The organism is Paenibacillus mesophilus, from assembly GCF_005938385.1.
Taxonomy (GTDB): Bacteria; Bacillota; Bacilli; order Paenibacillales; family NBRC-103111; genus Paenibacillus_AB; species Paenibacillus_AB mesophilus.
On sequence record NZ_VCRA01000016.1, the window covers coordinates 63,191 to 79,026 of the forward strand.

17 protein-coding genes are annotated in these 15,836 nt (G+C 56.3%); 8 read left to right on the forward strand and 9 right to left on the reverse strand.

What is annotated here, in order from left to right; all coding sequences use genetic code 11:
- Positions 1-291 precede the first annotated feature (291 nt).
- Together FE783_RS24725 and FE783_RS24730 are read right to left on the reverse strand one after the other, a co-directional pair.
- A complete protein-coding gene (locus FE783_RS24725) occupies positions 292-1,659 on the reverse strand; it encodes a plastocyanin/azurin family copper-binding protein (protein ID WP_158302011.1) in 1,368 nt (455 codons plus the stop codon).
- Between the two features lie 198 nt (positions 1,660-1,857).
- Entirely contained in the window at positions 1,858-2,280 is a 423-nt protein-coding gene (locus FE783_RS24730) for a hypothetical protein (protein WP_138882061.1), read from the reverse strand.
- 215 nt (positions 2,281-2,495) lie between these two features.
- On the opposite strand from FE783_RS24730, the gene FE783_RS24735 reads away from it, so the two are divergent.
- The 3 genes from FE783_RS24735 to FE783_RS24745 all read left to right on the forward strand — a co-directional run bounded on the left by FE783_RS24735 (position 2,496) and on the right by FE783_RS24745 (position 4,616).
- On the forward strand, positions 2,496-2,816 hold the full coding sequence (locus FE783_RS24735; protein ID WP_138882062.1) for a cupin domain-containing protein: 321 nt from the start codon (positions 2,496-2,498) through the stop codon (positions 2,814-2,816).
- Positions 2,817-2,992: 176 nt separating this feature from the next.
- Entirely contained in the window at positions 2,993-4,054 is a 1,062-nt protein-coding gene (locus FE783_RS24740; protein WP_138882063.1) for a copper amine oxidase N-terminal domain-containing protein, read from the forward strand.
- Positions 4,055-4,199: 145 nt separating this feature from the next.
- Positions 4,200-4,616, forward strand: a complete 417-nt coding sequence (locus FE783_RS24745; RefSeq protein WP_138882064.1) for a DUF4395 domain-containing protein — start codon at positions 4,200-4,202, stop codon at positions 4,614-4,616.
- 57 nt (positions 4,617-4,673) lie between these two features.
- Here FE783_RS24745 and FE783_RS24750 read toward each other — a convergent pair whose 3' ends face one another.
- From FE783_RS24750 to FE783_RS24765, 4 genes are all read right to left on the reverse strand, one after another.
- A complete protein-coding gene (locus FE783_RS24750) occupies positions 4,674-5,012 on the reverse strand; it encodes a YrdB family protein (RefSeq protein ID WP_138882065.1) in 339 nt (112 codons plus the stop codon).
- Positions 5,009-5,602: a TetR/AcrR family transcriptional regulator gene (locus tag FE783_RS24755; RefSeq protein ID WP_138882066.1), complete on the reverse strand. Its 594-nt coding sequence runs from the start codon at positions 5,600-5,602 to the stop codon at positions 5,009-5,011. Before FE783_RS24755 ends, FE783_RS24750 begins: the two co-directional genes overlap by 4 nt.
- 2 nt (positions 5,603-5,604) lie before the next feature.
- Positions 5,605-6,336 carry an MBL fold metallo-hydrolase gene (locus tag FE783_RS24760; RefSeq protein ID WP_138882067.1) on the reverse strand — a complete coding sequence of 244 codons (732 nt, stop codon included), beginning with the start codon at positions 6,334-6,336 and terminating at the stop codon, positions 5,605-5,607.
- A 158-nt stretch (positions 6,337-6,494) separates the two neighbouring features.
- On the reverse strand, positions 6,495-7,058 hold the full coding sequence (locus FE783_RS24765; RefSeq protein WP_138882068.1) for a biotin transporter BioY: 564 nt from the start codon (positions 7,056-7,058) through the stop codon (positions 6,495-6,497).
- Positions 7,059-7,162: 104 nt separating this feature from the next.
- Between FE783_RS24765 and FE783_RS24770 the strand changes: the two genes are divergently transcribed.
- Together FE783_RS24770 and FE783_RS24775 are read left to right on the forward strand one after the other, a co-directional pair.
- Positions 7,163-7,987, forward strand: a complete 825-nt coding sequence (locus FE783_RS24770; protein WP_138882069.1) for an energy-coupling factor ABC transporter ATP-binding protein — start codon at positions 7,163-7,165, stop codon at positions 7,985-7,987.
- Positions 7,978-9,711: an ATP-binding cassette domain-containing protein gene (locus FE783_RS24775; RefSeq protein ID WP_158302012.1), complete on the forward strand. Its 1,734-nt coding sequence runs from the start codon at positions 7,978-7,980 to the stop codon at positions 9,709-9,711. Before FE783_RS24770 ends, FE783_RS24775 begins: the two co-directional genes overlap by 10 nt.
- A gap of 42 nt (positions 9,712-9,753) precedes the next feature.
- Here the strand turns inward: FE783_RS24775 and FE783_RS24780 are convergent, their stop codons facing one another.
- The 3 genes from FE783_RS24780 to FE783_RS24790 form a co-directional block, all read right to left on the reverse strand.
- Positions 9,754-11,028 (reverse strand): MFS transporter, encoded by a 1,275-nt coding sequence (locus tag FE783_RS24780; RefSeq protein WP_138882071.1) that lies wholly within the window; start codon positions 11,026-11,028, stop codon positions 9,754-9,756.
- 177 nt (positions 11,029-11,205) lie between these two features.
- Entirely contained in the window at positions 11,206-11,631 is a 426-nt protein-coding gene (locus tag FE783_RS24785) for an Rrf2 family transcriptional regulator (RefSeq protein WP_138882072.1), read from the reverse strand.
- 126 nt (positions 11,632-11,757) lie between these two features.
- Positions 11,758-12,384 carry an FMN-dependent NADH-azoreductase gene (locus FE783_RS24790; RefSeq protein WP_138882073.1) on the reverse strand — a complete coding sequence of 209 codons (627 nt, stop codon included), beginning with the start codon at positions 12,382-12,384 and terminating at the stop codon, positions 11,758-11,760.
- A gap of 233 nt (positions 12,385-12,617) precedes the next feature.
- On the opposite strand from FE783_RS24790, the gene FE783_RS24795 reads away from it, so the two are divergent.
- From FE783_RS24795 to FE783_RS24805, 3 genes are all read left to right on the forward strand, one after another.
- Positions 12,618-13,073: an RrF2 family transcriptional regulator gene (locus tag FE783_RS24795; RefSeq protein ID WP_138882074.1), complete on the forward strand. Its 456-nt coding sequence runs from the start codon at positions 12,618-12,620 to the stop codon at positions 13,071-13,073.
- A 241-nt stretch (positions 13,074-13,314) separates the two neighbouring features.
- A complete protein-coding gene (locus tag FE783_RS24800; protein WP_238403247.1) occupies positions 13,315-13,998 on the forward strand; it encodes a rhamnogalacturonan acetylesterase in 684 nt (227 codons plus the stop codon).
- 830 nt (positions 13,999-14,828) lie between these two features.
- Positions 14,829-15,797 (forward strand): LacI family DNA-binding transcriptional regulator, encoded by a 969-nt coding sequence (locus tag FE783_RS24805; RefSeq protein WP_158302013.1) that lies wholly within the window; start codon positions 14,829-14,831, stop codon positions 15,795-15,797.
- Positions 15,798-15,836: the final 39 nt, after the last annotated feature.

Here is a 15,836-nt window from a genome sequence, read left to right on the forward strand (position 1 = left end):
CCCGCATAGAGAAAAGAGAGAAGCCCAAAGCGGCTTCTCCGAGTTGTTGAGAACGTGTGCAAAAAGAGGAAGCAATGAGGACGAGGATTTGGGGAATGCGCTCCACTTCCGTTAAAATCGAGTTGCTTGATTATTATTGTCGCGGTTACAACTCGATTTTAAAGTCAGACGCTTCGCTTTACGCACATCTCCCCAACCCCTCTTGGATGTTCCATCCTTTTTTGACCTTCTCAACAGCTTGAGAGAAACCAAATGCGGCTTCTCCGAGCTTGTATCCTCACCGTTGCCGAGTTAATGACCGTGAGCGGCCCCTGCAGCTGCGGCCGGTTCTTGCGAGCTTGAGCCGGCTTGCACTTCCACTTCCATCGAACGAGTCGCTTGGTCCCAGCCGTACCAGCCGCCAAGAGCGCCGACCAGCTCTTGGACGGGTGCGAAGCTGCGGCCGTCATATATAAAGGGCTGCGGATCAAACCCGTACACGAGCTGCTTGCCGTTCACGATGATCGGCACACCCGACGCAGGCGCTAACGAATCCGGAGCGGAGTAAGTCCCGCCGATGTTGAGAATGACCGCGCCAAGGGCATCGTCCCATGCAGCGCTGCCGCCCAACGCTTCGGCAAACGAGTCGAGGCCGACATATACGTGATTGTTATGAACTTGCGGAAGCGTGTAGTCGTAGGCGAGAGGCTTCCCGTTAACGGTTACTTTGACCGTATCCATCGGGGCTACGACGATCGTGCCCGTCATTTTGTCGCCGGAGTGCAGATAGCACTCATACGTATAAGTTCCGGCTTTGGTAAAGGTCAGCTTATAGGACTGCGACGGCATCATAACGCCGGAGTTCGTAAAGCCGGTTCCGTCGAACGCAGTTCCGCCCGACGGCGCCATGAATTTCGGATTGAACGCGCCCCCTTGCAGGAAGAAGCTTTCCTCCGCAGGCTTATTGAACGTAATAAAGTGCATTTCATAATGGTTGTCGTTCAGCCACTCGACCGTATCGCCTTCCGAAATGAACAGCGTTTCCGGCAGCATCCGGTTCACCGAAAAACCGCGGTGGCCGACTCCCAGCTCCATCTTGTATGTAAAGGAGCCGTCTTCCTTGTGGGCATATTGGGCTTCATGCTTCGCATGCCGCAGCGCATCCGCCTGCTCGATCAAATCGTCCGTTTGGGCTTTCGAAGCCGCAGCCTGTTGAACTTTGGTAGGAATCGGCTGTCCTTTCGGTATGACTACTACCGTACCGGTCATAAGCGGATGCAGGATGCAATAGTACGGATAAGCGCCGCTCGCCGTAAACGTGACGCTATACTTCGCACCCGGCTCCATCATGCCGGAATTGAGCAGCTTCTTGCCGTCCCATTTGACTCCGGTCGCGCCGGGCGCCAGGTTTTTCGGATCCTCCGGGGACAGCGGGGCCGCTCCCGCCAAAAACGTAACCGTATGAGGCGTAAACATGGAGCCGTTCGTAAAAGTAACAGTATCTCCTTCATGAACATAGACGACACCCGGGAACATGGCATCGAGACTGACTCCGTCGGCAGTTGCTTTGCCGACCGCTACGTCCCATGTTTCCGCTACGCCCTCGCTCGCGGCATAAGCGGTGCCGAACGACAAAACAAATGCAACGACCAGGGCCCATACAAACGCTTTTTTACTCAACTTCGGTTCATCCTCTCTTCTTCTCGACATGGACTTCATTCGGTTACTATAGGGGAGCGGTCTTACAAAAAACTTACCGATTCCGCTCCTTTTTTCGCTCCGGCAAAGGATTAACGGCATGAACAAAATAGAGCCGGCTTCGTTCCTTGCGAGGGAACGAGCCGGCTTGCCGCTAGTAAAAAACGGGGCTCCCCGTTTTCACTTCCGAGGGATTTTTTTATTTGATCTACTTGTGACGCCCGGTTTTCGGATGGGGGGCGTTTTGCGCACGAAAGCGCGTTGGGGCTCCCGTTTCAACGGGAGACTCGTTGTGGCCGCTTTCGGCCCGAGCATGGACCCGAAAGAATTAAGCATGTTAAGAATCGGGCCGAACTGCTGGAACATTTTCATCATTTTCTGGATTTTCCCCATCGTGGAAATGATTCCGTCGATTCCGCCCATCTGGTCCAGAAACGGTAGGAAGCCTCTGCTCTCCGTGCCGGGGGCGGCAGGGCCCGGGGAAAGAAGGCCGCGAATGTTAGGCTGATTCAAGTAAGGGGCGGAGGCTCTTCGGCCCGTTCGACCCGGCGATTGTCTGCGACCCGCGCCGCCCTTCGCCATAGCCGGTTTCTTTTTGCTCATCGCGCATTCATTCCTTTGCATATTGCGTATGATTCACTCTCTATTACTTTATGTAGCGACACGCGCGAGCGCTTGAGCAAACGCACAAGTATACGAACAATCGTGGGAGCCGATACCGGTTGAAAGGGGCATGCAGCAGGAGTTGGAGGTGCGGGACCGAATCTGTAATACGTTAGGCGAAATCATGTACCATTACGGAATAAGGAGGCGGCCGTATGTGTCCGATAGGAGAATGGGAGCCGGCTGAACCGGGCGTGAAGCGGAAAATTTTCGAGCCGGGAAGCTCGATTATGATGATGGAAGTGCAGTTCGAGGAAGGGGCGGAAGGATACGTCCACAGCCATCCGCACGAGCAGCTTTCCTATTGCCTGAAAGGAGCGATCGAATTTACGATCGACGGGGAGAAGACGGTCGTCCGGGCTGGGGAGACGATCTTTATACCCGGCGGCGCCAAGCATGGCGTGAAGGCGCTCGAGCCTAGCGCGCTGCTGGATGCTTTCACACCGCTGCGGACCGACCTGCTGAAGCGGGGATAACCGGTATAGGACAACGCTTTTGAGAGACATTTGCCGAGATGCGCTTCTTGCGTATCCGGCTTTTTTTGCAAACGGCTGAAACTTTTTTCAACGCTTTTGCAACATTATCCGAAACATTCCCGTTTATGTTCATGAAACCAGCTGGAACAATAGACAGAAGGGAAGTTGAACTCAACATGAACAAACGGATGAAAAAAAGCATCGCCGCACTATTCGCGCTATCGATTTCCGTAACCGGAGGGGCGGCTTACGCCGCCAACGATAATGTGCCTCAGACGACAGCGGCGGTAGTGATTTCGCAAAGCATCCTGCAGCAAATCCAAATCGCGATCGACAATGAAGCTCTCACCGCTAACGGCTACATAAAGGCGGACGCCAAGGAACCGATGATCCCGCTTCGCGACGTCGCCGAGACGCTCGGCATCAAAGTTACATGGAACGAAGCGGACCAATCGGCCGAGTTGAGCAAGGGCGCGCTGTGGACAAGCGTGAAGCTGGGCGAGGATCGCTACGTATTGAACAAAATGTACAAGTCGCTCGGAACGGCCCCCGAGCTGACGGACAGCAAGACGTATGTGCCCGCGTCGTTTGTAAGCGAGATTTTACATGCTAACGTGAAAATCGAAGGGAGCACGGTGTCCATCACGTCCGAGCAGCAGCGCAAAACGGCATCTACCAAAGGCGTCATTACCGTCGTTTACGACAACGAAGGCAGACAAACGGTCCGGATCAACGGAATCGGCACGGACGGCCTCGTATTGAATATAGGAGCCGAAACGGTGTTCGAAAAAGCAGACGGCACGAAGCTTGGCTTTGCGGATCTGGCTCTCGGCATGGAGATCGAGGCGGAGCATTCGCTCGCGGCTACGCTCAGCCTGCCTCCGCAAACGCCGACTTACAAAATTACGGTGCCGGAGCAGGCGGAAGCGAAAGGAATCATCGGCACGGTGGGCTTGATCGAAGAAGTCCGCACGGGGGATGACGGTACGACGAGTATTCGGATCAAAGGCATGGGGCTGACCGAGCAAACGTCGTCCGAGGTCGTGCTGCGGCTGACGGATACGACCGAGCTCATCAACGTGAACGGCGAAACGGTAGAGAAAAGCTCCCTCGAGAAAGGGGCCAAAGTGATCGGCTACTACAACGGCGTGTTGACCCGAACCTTGCCACCGATCGGAACGGCTTGGAAAGTCGTCCTGCAAGCCCCGGCCGAGGACGCTTCCTCGCAGGTGAAGTAAGACTACGGGAAAAAAAGAAGCTCCATCAGTCGCCCTGTGCGGCTAATGGAGTTTTTTTGCGTGCACAATGAATATAGGGCAGCTCGCATTCAACGGGAACGTCATGTATAATTCAAGATAATCCTACAGGAAAAGAGGGATTGAAATGGGCGAGATGCCGGCATCGATACCTAGGCCGCTGGTCCGAGCCAACCAATGGGTTATTGTCATCTCGGTTATATTGGTCTGGATTAACGGAGTTTATTGGATATTGGCCGTACCGCTGCTCGCGGGGGCGATGGGCGTGTTGCTCGACTTCAATCCGATCATGAGGTTCGCCAAACTCTTTCTGCGCAAGCCCATGACGGCTTACATTCTGGAGGAGAAGGCTGCGCAAAAATTTAATCAGCTGATAGCTTGCGGTTTCCTGCTGCTTGCTTTGATCGGTTACGCGTTCCAGTGGCCGTTCGTCGCTTATTTGTTTTCGGCTATGGTCGGAATAGCGGCTTTCGTGGCGATTATGGGCTTCTGCATCGGATGCTTCATTCGCTATAGGTGGCTGATGTACCGGAAGCTTCGGTAACCGCACAACATTCGCAATTCCGGGCCTGCGCGGCTATGCCGCGCGGGCTTAACGGCGTTAAAGCTTAAGCAAATAAATAAGCGCCGTATCGATCAGAGCGATCGTCAAGAAAACGGCGGCGAGCGTAGACCGCCCTGACGCGTACAAGGCCGCCGTAGCGGAGCCGAATACGCACAGCTCCAGCAAGACGCGTACCGGAACGGCTACGGGAAACGACGCTTTAGGAGCGACAAAAGCGCCCCAAACGACTGCCGCTGCGAGCGGGGCGCCGATCCCGAGCGCAAGCTTCATCGGCAGTCCGGTTCCGCTGCGGAAGCCCCAGTAGCCCAATGCGCCCAAGGCGGCGAGCTCGAGAAGAAATCTGACGGCTACGACGGCGTATTGAACAAGGATCATCGCCGCACCTCATTCACCGGTCCGCCCGAGCGGATCGCATGGAGTCCAGCAAGGAGCGCATCCAGCAGCAGGCGAAAGCTTTTGTCCAGATCAAGGGGCATCCCGAAGCCGCCCTTCTGTTCGAGCGAAGCGAAGCCGTGCAAGGCGCTGCGCAGCCCGCGAATGGCGTGCAGGGCGTCGTCGCCCTCCAAGCCGTAGCCCTCCATAAGACGGACGAGCAAATCGACGAGCTTCTTGCCTGCCTGTACGACATCGGGAGCATGGGGATCCGGAGCGCGCAAGGTCAGGTCGTACAGCCCGGGACGGGAGCGGGCGAAGGCAAGGTATGCGTTCCCGAAAGCGCGGATGGCATCGTCGCCGGAACGTCCGACGGCAGCGTCGGTCAATTTCCCGTGAAGCAGTTCCAGGCCGTAGACGGATAGCTTGGCACGCAGGCCGGGCAGACCGTCCACGTGGTTGTACAGCGAAGGGGTGCGGACGTTCAGCTTTTTGGCGAGCGTCGCCAGCGACAGTCCGTCGATTCCTTCCGTATCCGCGATATCCGCGGCGGCTTGCAGCAGGGTCGGCAAATCGAGTCCGATTCTCGGCATGCTCACACACTCCTTCCCATTATAGTTTCGCCGAACAGCTTCTCCGCATCCCGGATAGCCCGGTCCATGGCGGCAAGAGGCTCCGTCAGCATGCGGCCGTGTCCGACCGCGAGCAGCGACGGGTTGTGTTCCCGCAGTCTTCGAGCGCTCTCGAGCGCCGCTTGCTTGTTCCAGGTGGCCATGGCGGGGAACGGGAACCATGGCTTCATCCGTCCCGATACCGCGACTCCGCCTCTCGTCTGCATCGCGTCACCGGCGATCAAGGTGCGGCTGCGCGTATCCAGGTAAGCCATCGAGCCGGGCGTATGTCCCGGAGCGGCGACAGCGAGCAAGGAGCCGATCCGGTCGCCGTCCGCGAGAAGGATGTCCGCCCGCGTTTTTACCTTTGTGGGGACGGAGCCGCGGATCGGCGTATCCGGCTCGCCGGGATCAAGCGAGACGTCGCCGGCCAGCAGGCGGGCATCCCGTGCGGAAATATGGACCGGAACGTCGGGGAGCCGCTCCTTGAGCGTATCGAGCGCGCCGATATGATCGTCGTGCGCATGAGTCAGGACGATCCGCGTAATCGGCTTGCCGATGCGCTCGGCAGCTTGCAAAATCGCTTTGCTGCTGTATGGCAGGGCCGCGTCGATCAAGGTCAATCCGTCGCGCTCTTCGATCAGATAACAATTGACGGGGAAAAATCTCGGTAAAAACGCAAGCTGATATACATTTCCTTGCTGGACCATTTTCATAATAAAGCACCTCGTTCGCCTTTAACTAATATCGTTAGTTTTAATATAACTAATGTTATTAGTTTTTGCAAGAGGGTTTTTAAAAGAAGCGTATGAATACGATCTGGAGAAATAGAAAAGAAGGCAGGAACGGTTAGCCGTCCGCTGCCTTCGAAATGTTACCTCAAACTCGGGAATACGCGCCGGATCGGCATGACGATCAGAGTGACCGCGATCGCTTTTACCACATCGCCGGGCAAATAAGGGAAGCTGCTCATCGTCAAAGCTTTGCCCAACGATACGCCGTACTTATGAGCGAACCAGGGGACGCCGGACACGTACAGAAGCAGCGATCCGAACAGTTCGATGACGAGAAAAACGGCAACGTAGGACAGCCAGCCGTTTCCTTTGATCTTGCCGACGAACCAGCCGATCAGCAGGGCGCTGACCGGAAACATCCAGATGAAGCCGCCGGTAGGCCCGAGCAGCAGCCCGAGTCCCCCATTGAGGTGAAGCAGAGGCAAGCCGAGCGCAACCAGAAAGACGACCATGAATATGCTGAAAAAGCCGTAAAATGCGCCGAGTATCGCTCCGGCCAGCATGACCGCCATGTTCTCGAGCGTTATCGGAACGGGAGAAAACCCGACGCGGATCGTGGCCAAGCTCATGACGGACATCAGGGCGCCGAACAGGGCGCTGAACACGAGGCCTTTCACGGTAAAAAGCGGGCGGTTCGAATTCATAAGGACATACCCTTTCTTGAAACCGATTTGATATGTTACCATAGTCGAAGTTACAGGATGAGGACAAACCTGTCAATCGGTTTTGAGAGAGGGGCTGTCGGACGGTGCGACCATTGTGGATGCTGAAGGACGCCGATATATCGCTGCAAGCTCCGGGAAGCCCGGAGACGGTGCTGAGGCGGCTGAACCTGCGCATCGACGAAGGAGAGTTCGTGGCGGTAGTAGGCCGCAACGGCAGCGGCAAAAGCACGCTGCTGCGCGCGTTGGGCGGCTTCGCGCAAGTAACGCATGGCGAGATCGCAGCCGACCCGGAAACGATGCGCAGCGCGCGGACGGTGTTTCAGAATCCGGACGCGCAGATCATCGGCGAAACGGTATTCGAGGACGTATCGTTCGGGTTGGAAAATTTGGCGGTACCTTCGGGGGAAATGCCGGGGCGCGTTACGGAGGCGCTTGCCTCGGTCGGGCTGCGTGTCCGCGGAGACGAGCGGGTGGAGCATTTGTCCGGGGGGCAGAAGCAATTGCTGTGCATGGCGGGAGCCGTCGTAACCGGGACGCGCATTCTGCTGCTGGACGAGCCTGCCGCGATGCTCGATCCGTCATCCAAATCCGCTGTGCTGTCGGTCGCCAAGCGGCTGCACGAGAATGGGACCACGGTCGTATGGGCTACCCAGGCGATGGATGAAATCGGCTATGCAGAGCGGGTCATAGCGCTTAAGGACGGGGAGGTGGCGTTCGACGGCACGCCGGAACGTTTCCTCTACGGTGACGGGGAGAGCGGCTCGTCGTGCCCATGCTCGGCGCTCGGCTTCCGGCTTCCTTATGCCGTTGCAGCGGCGCATCGGCTGCTTGCGGCCGGACTCCCGCTCCGCGGGCGTCCGGTACGCGGAGAGCAGCTGCTGAAAGTGGTGTCGGAAGCATGCCAATAACGGTGGAACGATTGAGCGTTATCGCGGACGGTGCGGAACGACCGCTGCTGGACGGGATTTCTTGTACGTTCGGCAATGGGGACATTACGCTTATCGTGGGCCGCAACGGTTCGGGCAAGTCAACGCTGCTCGATGCGCTCGGCGGGCTCGTCGCCTTCGAAGGAAGCGTGCGGATCGACGGTCTCCCTTTGATGGCCGCAAATAAGCCGGAACGATCGGGAATCGGCCGCATCGGCCAAGTATTCCAATACCCGGAGGCGCAGCTGTTCGCCCGCACCGTACAGGGAGAGTTCGATTATTCGCTCCGTTATTTGAAGCTGTCCCGGCGGGAAGCGGAGCGAAGAACGGATGAAGCGATGCGGGAGATGGGGCTTGCGCCCGCCATGAAGCAGCAATCCCCCTTGCTGCTTAGCGGCGGCGAGAAGCGCCGCGTCGCTCTTGCATCGACGATTGCGACCGAGCCCGATTGGCTGCTGCTGGACGAGCCTACCGCAGGTCTCGACCCGGAGGCGGTGGATCGGCTACTCGGCTTCCTGCTGCGGCGCAGACGGGAATCGAGGGGCGGGATCGTCATCGCGACGCACGATCTCGACCTGCTGCTGCCGGTCGCGGATCGGGTCATCGCGCTGAAGGACGGATGCATCGCGGCCGATATGTCCGCAGCCGAGCTGGCCGTCCGCCCGGACGTATGGGAACGGGCGAATATCGGCATGCCGCTGTCCGTAGCGCTCGCGGAGCAATTGCGTAGCTTCGGTGTGGCGGTGCCGGCAAAGTTTCTGACGCCGGAAGAAGCGGCGGGATTGACGGCCGAGCGGATGATCGCGCCGCCGATGAACGACTCGGCGGTGGTGAAGCTGCAAAGTGCAGCCGAACGGAACGGGGGGCTGGAGCGAGAGAGGCCGTGTCCGGAGAGGCCGCAACCGGTAAAGGTATCGACATCGTCCGGAAGCAGCCATTACATCGAATCGCTCGATCCTCGGACGAAATGGCTGTTCTACATTTGCTTCTCCATAGGGCTGCTCGCTCAGCGGGATTGGCCCGGCGCCGCCTGCGGTGCCGCGATTACGGCTGGATTGACGCTGCTGTGCCGGGTACCTGTGCGAAGCATGCTGCCGGTATTGCGGCCGTTTCTGTGGCTTTTGGCGATATCGTCTGTCGTTTCCGGCATCGGCATCGGGGGAAGCGCCGGCGGAGACGGTGGTATAAGGCTCGGAGCCGTATCATTTTCGGTTTCGGCGGCGCTGACAACCACGCTGGAGCTGGTCAAAATCATTCTCGTCATGGTCGGCGGCATTTTGCTGTCGGCAACGACGACTCCTTTCGCCATGAAGCGGGGGATTGAACGCATGTTGTCCCCGCTTGGGCGGATCCGATTTCCGGTAGAGGCGATCTCGCTGACCGCCTCTCTGCTGCTCCGCTTTATTCCGGTGCTGCGGAGGGAAGCGGGCCGCTTCAACCGGATCGCCAAGGCGCGCGGCAAGCGGGTGCGGCGCAGCGGGACGGTCCGGCTGCGGGATTTGCCCGTCATGATCGTGCCGCTGCTGCTGTCCCTGCTGCAGATGGCGACCGATTTGTCGCACGCCCTGGAAGCGCGCGGCTACACGCTGAAAGGGACACGCCGGACGGCGGCTGTAACGCTGCGCATGAAACGCCCGGATTGGCTTGCTGTCGCCGCGGGCGGCGCGCTTCTTGCGCTTATGCTTGCGCTGTCGGTGCGGACGTAGCCGGATCGGATTGCAGACCCGGAATATAGGATTGGCGAGGCGTTAGGCCGTCGCAAGTGAGCTTCGTTTGATCCGGATCGACATTAGCGCTGCCAGCATGCAGACATACCCGGCCATCGTAAACGCGAGGTCGTAGCTGCCGAACCATTCCCGGAGAAACCCGGCCTCGAAGGCGGCGGCAGCCGCACCCAGCTGATGGGCGGCGACGATCCAGCCGAACACGATACCCGCCTTCCCGGTCCCGAACCGGTCGGAGGCAAGCTTCACGGTCGGGGGAACGGTCGCGATCCAGTCGAGTCCGTAAAAGACGGAGAACAGCGTAAGCTCCATATATCCCATGTCCAGCGCCGTCGGCAGGAAGAGGAGCGACAGGCCGCGCAGGCCGTAATACCAGAACAACAGCCAGCGACTGTCGAACCGGTCGGACAGCCAGCCGGACAGCGTAGTTCCGATCAAGTCGAACACGCCCATGAAGGCGAGCAGCCCCGCGGCCGTTACTTCCGGAATGCCGAAATCGCCGCAAGCGGGAATCAGGTGAGTGCCGATCAGCCCGTTCGTGGTGAAGCCGCATATGAAGAAACTGCCGGCCAGTAGCCAGAACGTTCCGCTCTTCATAACCGAGCGAAGCGTGAGCAGCGGCTGGAGGAACAAATTGCCCGCGAACGGGACAGGGCGGACCAGCTCGCTTGCGCCGAACGGAGGCAGACCGACATCGGCAGGGTGGTTGCGTACCCACTTGGCGACGACCGGAATCATGAGGCATAACGCCGCAGCGGCGGCCCATACGGCATACCGCCATCCCGCGGTTACCGAGATGCCCGCGAGGAGAGGCAGAAACAGAAGCTGTCCCGTGGCCGCGCTGGCTGTCAATATACCGACGACGAGCCCTTTCCGGTGAACGAACCAACGGTTCGCGACCGTGACGCCGAGCACGTTCGCCATAACCGAGGTGCCGAGACCGACCACCACGCCCCACAGCACATTCAATTGCCACAGCGCATTCATAAAGGTCGACAGCAGCAGTCCGGCCGCCAGCAGCGCGAGCGCCGATGTCATCATTTTGCGTATGCCGAACCGTTCCATGCAAGCCGCCGCGAACGGCCCCATCAGCCCGTACAAAACCAAGTTAATCGATACGGCTGCGGAAATGCCGGACCGGTTCCAGCCGAACTCCTCCTCGAGAGGAAGCATCAGCACGCCCGGCAGCGAGCGGATGCCGGCGGCGATAAGCAGAGCCGCGAACGTCACGGCGGCGACGATCCAGCCGTAGTGCAGCTTGCGGGTGCGATTCGGCGTTTCTGTTTGTAGATTGTCCATGTGGGGTTTCTTCCTTTCATTTCTGTTGAATATAAATGTATTAAAAAATATTACAGTTATAACCGGACTGTATGTGCCGGCTCTGCTCGCGCAAAGGTATAATCTGATAACGGGGTGGAGCAGGAATATCCTTCTGTGCGGAAGGATGAGTTCCTTTACACTATCATGAACATCGCTCTATTCCCCGATTTCGGACCGGCGCTGCACGTTGTCCAGTACGTCCGCGATCGTAAATTGACCGAAGTACTGCTCCATCTGCCGTTCGGCGGTGATGAACAAGCCGTCCATGGAGCATTCGATATGGGCTCCGATTAAGCATTGCGGATTGGGGTTGGGCCATTTCGGCTTGATCGAGCCTTCGGACGTTAGACGGTACAATTCGGCCAAAGTCACTTCGTCCGGCTTGCAGCCGAGCAGAAATCCTCCCTTCGCGCCTTCCTTCGACCGGATATATCCGTGCTTTCGCAGCATACTGAGCACCTTGCGGACCCGAACCGGATGGACGGAGACGCTGGCGGCGATATGATCGCTTGTCGCGAGCCGGCCTTGGACGTGCGCCAAATAAGTTAGACTATGGACGGCAATGACGAAATCGCTGTTCAACTGCGCTCCTCCTCCGTACTTTTCGTTATTTCTGTATTATGAATGTTTACAGTTATTTTTGTCAATCGGCAAAAACAAAAAAACCTTCCTCCGGACAGATCGGAAGAAGGCTTCTTCGGCTAAGTATCAGAAGCGTGCGGCGACTTCGGCAGTTTGCTTGATCCCGGCTTCGATAATCGCTTCGGCACGGTCCGGGAATTGATTGTGACCTTCCGTCACGACGATTTCCAAGTCCGTGATGCCGAAGAAATTCATTTGGTTTCTCACATAGTTCACGGACATTTCGATGCCGGCCATCGGTCCTTCGGAATAAACGCCGCCGCGGGCGTTCAGGAGGGCGACCTTCTTGCCGCCGGCCAAGCCGACCGGTCCTTGCGGTGTGTATTTGAAAGTTTTGCCGGACTGATTCAAATAGAACAAGTAGGTGAGCAGCTGTGCCGGAATCGTGAAATTCCACAGCGGAAAGGCAAGCACGACTTTGTCCGCGGCGAGGAACTGCTCCAAATATCCGTTCGCGACGCCGGCCGCCTTCTTCTCTTCGACTGTCGGTTCATAGCCGTTCGCCAGCTTGTATAGACCGGTCATCATCGTAACGTCGAAGTAGGGAAGATCGGATGCGAACAGATCCAGCTCCGTTATTTGATCTTCAGGGTGGGTCTCCCGGTACGTCTGCAGGAAGGCGTTGTACATTTTGACGCTGACCGATTGTTCTTGCGGGCGATTGTTGGCTTTGACGAATAATACGTTGCTCATGGTGCTTTGTCCTCCTTGTATGTGCTCCCGATTCCAAGCGGATCGCCTGATAGGGAGAATTTACTGTGATAATTCTTTCACAGTTTATACCGTTAACTGCTATCGTGTCAAGCTCAGTTTAAGGCGAGTTGTTCGGCTTCGCGAAAAGCTCTACAATGGACTTATGGATGCTGCAAAAAAACCGGAACCGCACCCGATAGGGGACGCGGCGGATGGGTAAGGGAGTGACAACTATGAGTACGGCGAATCGGGGGATACCGATCGGGCCTCCTCGTTTCGGTATCGCTGTTCACGCGCTTGTCTGGTTGACCCAAAGCGGCGGGGTGTTATCCAGCGGGTCGATCGCATGCCAAGTCAATTCGCATGCCACCTTTCTTAGAAGAGTGCTGCAGACTTTGGTGCAAGCGGGACTTGTCGAGGCGAGGGAAGGGCGCGACGGCGGCTATATATTGAAGAAGCCGTCGGGACAAATTACTTTGGCCGACGTATACGTTGCGGTGCGAGCCGACGGCTCGGATTGCGAAGAGAATGTCGATTGCGGCGAAGCCGGCCAGCAGCTGGACTTGGCGCTAGAAAAAATATTGTCCGGTGCGGAGCAGCATACGATCGAATATTTGCGGCAGTATACGATCGCCGATGTGATGGCGCGGGTCGAGTTTTTCGCTGCCGGGCGCGAGTGCGAGGAATGACTGCAGAGAGCATGGGCACCCGAAAAAGGAAGTCTTCTTCAAGCGTCTCGTCCGAAGAAGGCTTCCTTTTTGTGCGCGGCAAAGGCTTATTAAGGTGTTCCGGCCGCTTGCAGACAGGCAGTTCGATAATCTGCATCATGAACCATTACAGTCAAATTCACAATCCGAATGTTCTGTTTTCTTGCGGTTGATTGGTATATGATAGAAAAAAATCGCATATGGAAAGCGAGATGAAGGACAAGTGAAACTGACGATTTATTTGGCGGGGGATTCCACCGTCTCCAATTATCCGCCTGAAAAAGAACCGATGATGGGATGGGGGCAGCGTCTGGGCCAATATTTCGACGACAGCGTGGTCATACGCAATGAAGCGATGGGCGGCAGAAGCTCGAAAAGCTTTATTGACGAAGGAAGGCTTGCCGCGATCGAGCAGGCGATCGTGCCCGGAGATTACTTGTTGATCCAGTTCGGGCATAATGACGAGAAAGCCGACGAAGCCCGTCATACCGATGTGTTCGGTACCTATGAGCAGTATTTGCGCCAATATATCGGGGTGGCGCGTGCGAAGGGGGCGACGCCCGTCCTGATTACGTCCACCGAAAGGCGGTACTTCGACGAAAGCGGGAAACTGAAAGACACGCACGGCGCGTATCCGGCGGCCATGGCGAGGCTGGCTGCAGAAGAGCGTGTTCCGGTAATTGATCTGCAGGCCAAAAGCCGGAAGCTGCTCGAGGCGATGGGCGACGAGAGCTCGAAACGTTTGTTCGTATGGCTTGCCCAGGGCGAGCACCCGAACTATCCGAAAGGCTCCTGCGACAATACGCATTTCAACGAACAAGGGGCAGCCGAAATGGCCAAGCTTGTCGCGGAAGGAATACGGGAAACGGGTCTCCCGCTCGCCGAACGATTGATCGGAGTGTCGTAGAATTTCATCCCTGCTAATACGATTACATAACCCTACTAATAAGTGGAAATGCTTCTTTATGGTGGTATTGCGGTTGGCAGCTTAGAAGACGTACATAAAATTGAAAAAATTGCAGAATAACATGGATATACAGATTTGATACATGGATCCAAGATCCCTTGAGCCAGGACAAGAAGCTCCAGTTTGATTCTCATAACCAAACTAGGCTTGAGCGCCATCCGATCGGTAATTTGCATTTCTTGATGAAATGTATGCTAATTCATGACATAATAAATAATATCTTTGGACGACAGGAAGCACCTGATCGAGCGGCATGAGCCGTTTCTTTCAGGTTCTTTTTCGTTCCAAAAGTTCAGAAAAGGGAGAGGACTTTTTATGTTCATGAACTTAATTGCTGGTGAACAAGTGAGGCCGGAGTGTTATAAATATCAATAGGGCTTGTTACCGATTGGGATGAGGTTGCCGATAACAAGTCTTCTACAGAAAAGGAAAATGAGTGGTACGTGTCAGTTGCACAGCAAAATCTGAATAAGTACAACAGGTACAAATACATCATTAAGCTGCCGTGCAAAAGTAAGCACCATGTCATTACCGTCTCGTTCTATGTTTATCGGACTCCCATTCCGTTTGGAGAAGCTTCAGCCGGTGGCAAAATACAAGCAACAAGCACCATATAGGCGGAAGCGCACTTTATGTTTTGTAAAATTTCAAATGCAAGCGTGTGTATAAAAATGTGCATAAATAAACAAAATTCGCATCCCCGAAACGTATTGATTTTCATGCAAACGTTTGTTATGTTTGGATCAAGAAAGCAGAAGGAGCCATGCAAAATGGTCACGATCAAAGACATTGCGAAAGCAGCAGGCGTCAACCATTCGACAGTTTCACGCGCATTAAACGATGACTACCGTGTAAGCGTTAACACGAAAGAACGCATCCAGGCGATTGCCAAGCAAATGAACTACATCCCCAATTTGGCAGCGAAGCAGCTTGTGCAGCAAAAGACACACGTCGTCGGTCTTATTTGGCCACCCAAAGAAGGTCTCTTTTTCTATAACATGAGTGTGCAATTGCAGATGGAAGGAACGCAGCGAGGATATCGGGTTGTGCTGATCGCAGACTTTCCGGGAGAAGGGATGGCAGCGTTCCGGCAGCTTGGTGTTGACCACATCATGCTCTGGAATTGCTACCCGAATCTCCCGGTCAGCTTCTATACCGAGCGGGCGCGGTTTCGCGGGGAAGTGCTGGCGATGGCGGGACCAAGGGTGGATGGCGCACACATACTTGGTGTTGACCGGCAAGGTGCATTTGTACAGGCGGTTCGCCATCTGCATGCACTAGGGCATCGCCGGTTGTCTTATATCGGGCGTCCGACTCATAGAGACAAGCTGTCTGGTTTTATCCAGGGTCATGCGGAGCAGAACTTGGAGTACGATCCGGCATTTGTAGTGAGCGACATCAGTCCAGCATTTGAAGAGGAAGTGTTGGCGATGCTGAAGCGCAGCGACCGGCCAACCGCGTTGCTTGTCAGCTCCCAAACGGTGTTGTTCCGACTGTTGCGTATTTTCCGGCGCAGCGGCATACAGATTCCGGATGATTTGTCTGTCGTGGTGTACGACGATGTACCGGAGCTGGAGGAACTTGAGGTGGCGTTCACGGCGATCGGACCTTCTGCCCAGGAAATGGCCGTTCGTGCGTGGGATATTTTGACCGGGACATACGGCGAGGGAGAGGAACGCTATGTGGATGAAGTGATGCCGGCAAGACTTGTGCAGCGGGAATCGACACGGTCTTTGTAGTACATGATGGAGGGTGGCATGACACGAGGGAGGGAAAAC